This is a genomic window from Mesorhizobium intechi, from assembly GCF_002879535.1.
In the GTDB taxonomy this organism is placed as follows: Bacteria; Pseudomonadota; Alphaproteobacteria; order Rhizobiales; family Rhizobiaceae; genus Mesorhizobium; species Mesorhizobium intechi.
Genome location: NZ_PNOT02000122.1, coordinates 22195 through 28355 on the forward strand (window position 1 = coordinate 22195; position 6161 = coordinate 28355).

Genomic DNA, 6161 nt, shown 5'->3' on the forward strand with positions numbered 1-6161 from the left:
GCCGACAATTTCATCTGCCGTGTTGTTCGAAATCTGATTGCAAAATGCAATTGGTTATGCTGGCCTATGCTTTTATACGGAGGCGCCAATGGCCAGGCTCGTTTATTCCATGCTCACCTCTTTGGACGGCTATATCGCCCGATCCGACGAGGATATCGCGCTGCCGGTGCCCGGGACAGAATTGCATCAGCATTTCAACGACATGATGAGGCAAGCCTCAGCAGTCCTTGCCGGGCGGCGGATGTACGAGACGATGCGCTTCTGGGACAGCCCCGAGCGCGAGACCGGCGCCACCGAGGTCGAGCGGGACTTTGCCCGCGCGTGGCGAGAGACGCCGAAGATCGTCTTCTCGACCACGCTTCGGCAGGTCGGGCCCAATGCCCGGCTGGTGAATGGCGATGCCGAGACCGCGGTGAGCTCACTCAAGTCAAGGACGGATGGCCTCGTCATCCTCGGCGGCGCAGACCTTGCCGCCGATCTGGCACGAGCAGGGCTTATCGATGAATACCGGCTGTACATGCACCCCGTCGTGCTGGGGGGCGGCAAGCCGTACTTCCAGTCTGGCCTGTCGCTGACGCTGAAACCGCTTGGCAGGGAAAGCCTGTCGCAGGACGTGACGCTAATGCGTTATGCGCCGGCCGACCAGGCTGCATAGCTACTGGCGCAGCTATGCCCGCGCCGCATCGACAATCCGAAATTGCACCGAGCGGTTGCCGTTCCAGTAATTACCGGACAGCGAGCCGGCGACGTGTATGCTCTTGCCACGGTTCTTGAACAGGAATTCGCCAAGCGCCGTATCGACGGCACGAAAGGCGATCGCCTGGATACGGCCGCCGCTGTCCGACTGCAATTCACAGCGTATGTGGTTGGTGCCGACCGGCCGGGCGTCGGCCAGCCGATGGCGCGGCAGCACGAAGACCGGCGCAACGTGGCCGGCGCCGAAGGGGCCGGCCTTTTCCAGTGCGTCGAGCAGGCTGAGCGTCGCGCCTTCGGCAGCAAGCGCGCCGTCGATCGCCAGGCTCTCCTCGTCCTGCAAGCGAAACACGTCGGCAGCCGCCCGTTCCTCGAAGAACGCCCTGAGTTCGCCCAACCTGCCGCGCTCCACGGTGATGCCGGCCGCCATGCCGTGACCGCCGCCCTTGACGACCAGCCCGGCATCGGCGGCTTCGCGCACCAATCGGCCGAGGTCGAAGCCCGACACCGAACGGCCCGAACCGGTACCGATGCCCACAGCGTTGAAGGCGATGGCGAAAGCCGGCCGGCGCGCATGATCCTTCAGCCTCGAGGCAAGCAGGCCGACAATGCCGGGATGCCAGTTGTTGCTGGCGGTGACGACGATCGCCGGGCCGCTGCCACCAGCAAGCTCGGCATCGGCCTCGGCACGCGCCGCGGCCAGCATGTCCTGTTCCATCAGCTGCCGCTCCTGATTCAGCCGGTCGAGCGTCTCGGCGATGGTCCGCGCCTCAGCCGGATCGTCCGTCGCAAGCAGCCGGCTGCCAAGCGCCGCATCACCGATGCGCCCGCCGGCATTGATGCGTGGCCCGATCAGATAGGCGAGATGGAAGGTGCTGATCGGCTCGCCAATGCGCGACACCCGCGCCAATGCGGCCAAGCCTTCGTTCTTCTGCTGGCGCGCCATTTGCAGCCCTTTGACGACGAAGGCACGGTTGACGCCGGTGAGCGGCACCACATCGCAAACGGTCGCCAACGCAACGAGATCGAGCAGCGACAGCAGGTCTGGCGGCGCGACATCGCTCAGGCCACGCAGGATTTTCGCGGTCTGCACCAGGGCGAGGAAGACGACACCGGCGGCACACAGATGCCCCTGCCCGGAAAGATCGTCGTCACGGTTTGGATTGACCACCGCAATCGCCGCCGGCAACGCGCCGCCAACCTGATGGTGGTCGAGCACCACGACATCGGCGCCGGCTTCGTTGGCGGCATCGACGGAAATGGCACTGTTGGTGCCGCAATCGACGGTGACGATCAGCGTCGCGCCGCGCGAGGCGAGTTCGCGCATTGCGTCGGGATTGGGACCGTAACCCTCGAAGATACGGTCCGGGATATAGATTTCCGACGGTATGGAAAAATGCGCCAGAAACCGCTTCAGCAAGGCCGACGAGGCGGCGCCGTCGACATCGTAGTCGCCGAAGATCGCCACTTTTTCCCGCGCCATCACCGCCGCGGCGATGCGGGTCGCGGCCTTGTCCATGTCGGTCAGCGATGCCGGATTGGGCAACAGGTCGCGGATCGTCGGATCGAGGAACCGCTCGGTCTCGTCGGCGGTAACACCGCGTCCCGCCAGAACGCGCGCGACGATGTCGGGCACGCCATGACCTTGCGCGATGGCAAGCGCGACCATGTCCTGTCGTTCGGTCAGCCGGTGCTCCCAGGAGAGACCGGTCGCCGACTGCCTGACATCGAGGAAGAGGCGCCCTTCCCCCATTATGCGCTTAGCTCATTCATGGTTGGCCGCAGGATAGAGCATGTCGCCCAAAAATGTGCAGCGGTTTTGGACTAACGACATGCGCGAACAACAGCCTAACGTGCTGCGCGTGAACGCGACGCGCTTCAGGGCCAAAGACAGGCAAAACCGGGCGGTTCACGGCGGATGGCGTCGCAGGAGAATTCAAGAAGAACTACGCTTTCCGCTTTCAGCCTGGCGCCGGATCCATTCGTCGGCCGCGTCTCCCATCGTCTTTTGCCGGCCGTCCTTGAGCCAGGCCATGAAAGGCCGATCGAACCTGAACGTATCGCCGCATTCGCGCGTGAAAAAGCGACGCACATTCTGGGTGTTGCGATAAGACTTCGTGATGGGCGTGGCACGCGAAATCGGATCCGCGTGCCAGTCGAGCACATTCATCGTCAATCCTAATGCGCCGCCGGGTTCAGATGCAGCCAAGGGCTAGCAACTGCAGTGCGGCTTCGCAAGGAGGCCTAGAACTTATCCAGATCCTGGTGCCGCGCCTTGATCTCGCGGACAGTCCGCGACGATGAGCGCAGTACAATGGTGTGGGTGGTGATATAGGTGCGGCCGAACTTGACGCCGGCCAGCATGTTGCCGTCGGTGACGCCGGTGGCCGCGAACAGCACGTCGCCGCGCGCCATGTCTTCCGCACGGTACACCCGCTTCGGATCGGAAATGCCCATCTTGGCGGCGCGCGCGACCTTCTCCGGCGTATCGAGGATCAGCCGGCCCTGCATCTGGCCGCCGGTGCAGCGCAATGCGGCCGCGGCCAGCACGCCTTCCGGGGCGCCGCCGGTGCCGAGATAGAGGTCGATGCCGGTCTCCTCCGGGTCGGTGGTGTGGATGACGCCGGCGACATCGCCGTCGCCGATCAGCCGGATCGCCGCTCCCGTGGCGCGCACGGCATCGATCAGCTTGGCGTGGCGCGGCCGATCGAGGATGCAGGTGGTGATGTCGGAAACCGCGACGCCCTTGGCTCGCGCCAGGCTCGCGATGTTCTCGGCTGGCGAAGCGTCGATATCGATGACGCCTTCGGCATAGCCCGGACCGATGGCGATCTTGTCCATATAGACGTCGGGTGCGAACAGCAGGCTGCCCTTTTCGGCGATGGCGATGACCGCAAGCGCATTGGGCAGGTTCTTGGCGCAGATCGTCGTGCCCTCAAGTGGATCGAGCGCGATGTCGACCGCCGGTCCTTTTCCGGTGCCGACCTCCTCTCCGATATAGAGCATGGGTGCCTCGTCGCGTTCGCCCTCGCCGATCACCACCGTGCCCTTGATGGCAAGACGGTTGAGCTCCTGGCGCATGGCGTCTACGGCGACCTGGTCGGCAGCCTTCTCGTCGCCACGGCCGCGCAGCCTGGCGGCTGCCACGGCGGCCCTCTCGGTGACGCGCACCAGTTCCATGGTGAGTATCCGGTCAAGGCCGGCGACGATGTTCGGGGCCACATTCATGTTCGGCGAATCCTCGTTGGAATAGCGCCTCCCGCCGGAGGCGCCCTGTTTTGTCAAACGAGCATGACAACGGCAAGACCCGCAGAACCTTTTATCGAAAGGCGAGCAATATCAATCGATTGAACACATTCTCAACAAGATTGCGGCATGGTCGGAAACGACCAGGCCGCTTTGAAGAAGCCCTGAGGATCGCCGTCGCGATCTAGAAAACCGCGAGATATCTGAGCAGTGAAACAATGCCGATGATGATGACGATGACCTGCACGATCTGCCGCATTTTGGCGTCGAGCGGCAGGCGCTGCACGAGATAGAGAACGAGAATGATGACGAGGAATGTGATCAGTATGCCGATCAACATGGATGATGCCATGATGCCTTCCTTCAAATGAATCCCTGAAACGGGAAAACCAACCGGCAATGCCGGCCCATTACCGGCACGCTCAGTACCAACGGTGCGGCGTGTCGTTGTTCATCGACTGGCCGACGGCAATCCCGGCCAGAAAACCAAGCAGGCCGATGACGCCGATCACGGCTGTCGTCGTGCCCGGGTTCTCGCGCGCGACTTCCGAAACCGCCTGAGCCTGGCTGCGCAGCTGCTGTCCTGTGCGCGATGCACGCGCCGCGGCCGTCTCATAAAAATCCGAAGCCTCTTCGCTGGCCTCATCGAGCATTTCCGCGCCCCTCGCCGAAATGCTCTTGTTGATCTTGGTGATCTCCTTGCGCAGTTCGGCGATCTGCTTTTCCAGCGATTTCTGGATATCGTCGATTGCTGGGGTGTCGGACTTGCTGGTATCGGCCATGAAGCGGCTCCCTTGGTTGCTGACCAAGAGAACGGCGCCGCGACGAATTCGTTCCGGCAAGTCGCGGCTGGTCGCCCTCTGTCGACCGCAGGGGCCAGCGCGGATCGTTGCCCGAGGCGAAGCTACCCTGCTCGCTCGATCCGGATGACCTGCGGTTTGTCGGTCAGGTGACCGTCCTTGGTGATGCCGTCGACGGCCTTGCGCACAGCGGCCTCGGTGGTCTCGTGGGTAACGAGGATCACCGTTTTCTGCGCCGCCACCTCGCCGCTGACCGCATGCTGGACGATCGATTCCAGCGAAATATCGTTGTCGGCCATGCGCTTGGCAATCGCGGCGAAGACGCCGATGCGGTCATGCACGGTCAGCCGGATGAAGTAGCCACCGGCATGGCTGCGCATCTGCGCCTTCTTGTAGGGCCTGAGCTCCTTAGCCGGCAGGCCGAAGACCGGACCATGCTGGAAGCCGGGCCGGCTCTTGGCGATGTCGGCGATGTCGCCGATGACGGCCGAGGCAGTGGCGTTGCCGCCGGCGCCGGGGCCTGAAAGCAACAATTCGCCGAGAATGTCGGTCTCGATCGCCACCGCGTTGGTGACGCCATGCACCTGCGCGATGACGGAAGCGGTCGGCACCATGGTCGGATGCACGCGCTGCTCGATGCCGCTCTCGGTGCGCTGGGCAACGCCGAGCAGCTTGATCCGATAGCCGAGATCGCCGGCCGCTCGGATGTCGGCCTGGCTGATGTTGGAAATGCCTTCCATGTAAATGTCGTTGGCAGCAATCTTGGTGCCGAAGGCAAGGCTGGTCAGGATCGACAGCTTGTGCGCGGTGTCGTGGCCCTCGATGTCGAAGGTCGGATCGGCCTCGGCGTAACCCAGTCGCTGCGCGTCCTTCAGGCAGGCGTCGAACGAAATGCCCTCGGCCTCCATGCGGGTCAGAATGTAGTTGCAGGTGCCGTTGAGAATGCCGAACACGCGATTGACCGAATTGCCGGCCATCGCCTCGCGCATCGTCTTGATGACCGGAATGCCGCCCGCCACCGCCGCCTCGTAGTTGAGCAGCACGCCCTTCTTCTCGGCGATCTCGGCCAGCGCCACCCCATGCTTGGCGAGCAGCGCCTTGTTGGCGGTGACGACGTGGCGGCCGGCTTCGAGCGCCGCCTTGACCGACAGGCGCGCCGGCCCCTCGTCGCCGCCTATCAGTTCGATGAACACGTCGATGTCGGCGACCTGCGCCATTTTGACCGGATCGTCGAACCATTTCGCGGCGCTGACATCGACGCCGCGGTCGCGTTTCGGGTCACGCGCCGAGACCGCCGACACGACAATGTCGCGCCCGCATTGCCGGGTCAGCTCCGCCGCCTTGTCGCGCAGCACCCGCGCCACCGATGCGCCGACCGTGCCAAGTCCGGCAATTCCAACACGCAGAGCTTCAGCCATGGAA

General features: G+C 63.7%; 7 protein-coding genes. 1 reads left to right on the forward strand and 6 read right to left on the reverse strand.

Annotation, left to right across the window (positions count from 1 at the left end):
* Nucleotides 1-88: 88 nt before the first annotated feature.
* The gene (locus C1D09_RS11040) at nucleotides 89-655 is read left to right on the forward strand and encodes a dihydrofolate reductase family protein (protein WP_143974293.1); all 567 of its coding nucleotides are present in this window, start codon (nucleotides 89-91) and stop codon (nucleotides 653-655) included.
* A gap of 12 nt (nucleotides 656-667) precedes the next feature.
* On the opposite strand, the gene recJ is transcribed toward C1D09_RS11040, so the two are convergent.
* From recJ to C1D09_RS11070, 6 genes are all read right to left on the reverse strand, one after another.
* Nucleotides 668-2446, reverse strand: coding sequence for a single-stranded-DNA-specific exonuclease RecJ (recJ, locus tag C1D09_RS11045; protein WP_246135708.1), 1779 nt, complete (start codon nucleotides 2444-2446; stop codon nucleotides 668-670).
* A 183-nt stretch (nucleotides 2447-2629) separates the two neighbouring features.
* A complete protein-coding gene (locus tag C1D09_RS11050; protein WP_143974295.1) occupies nucleotides 2630-2863 on the reverse strand; it encodes a DUF6434 domain-containing protein in 234 nt (77 codons plus the stop codon).
* 74 nt (nucleotides 2864-2937) lie between these two features.
* On the reverse strand, nucleotides 2938-3921 hold the full coding sequence (gene glpX, locus C1D09_RS11055; RefSeq protein ID WP_143974296.1) for a class II fructose-bisphosphatase: 984 nt from the start codon (nucleotides 3919-3921) through the stop codon (nucleotides 2938-2940).
* Nucleotides 3922-4123: 202 nt separating this feature from the next.
* Nucleotides 4124-4291, reverse strand: coding sequence for a Thivi_2564 family membrane protein (locus tag C1D09_RS11060; RefSeq protein ID WP_143974297.1), 168 nt, complete (start codon nucleotides 4289-4291; stop codon nucleotides 4124-4126).
* Nucleotides 4292-4361: 70 nt separating this feature from the next.
* On the reverse strand, nucleotides 4362-4721 hold the full coding sequence (locus C1D09_RS11065; RefSeq protein ID WP_143974298.1) for a hypothetical protein: 360 nt from the start codon (nucleotides 4719-4721) through the stop codon (nucleotides 4362-4364).
* A gap of 122 nt (nucleotides 4722-4843) precedes the next feature.
* Nucleotides 4844-6157 (reverse strand): homoserine dehydrogenase, encoded by a 1314-nt coding sequence (locus C1D09_RS11070; protein ID WP_143974300.1) that lies wholly within the window; start codon nucleotides 6155-6157, stop codon nucleotides 4844-4846.
* Nucleotides 6158-6161 lie beyond the last annotated feature (4 nt).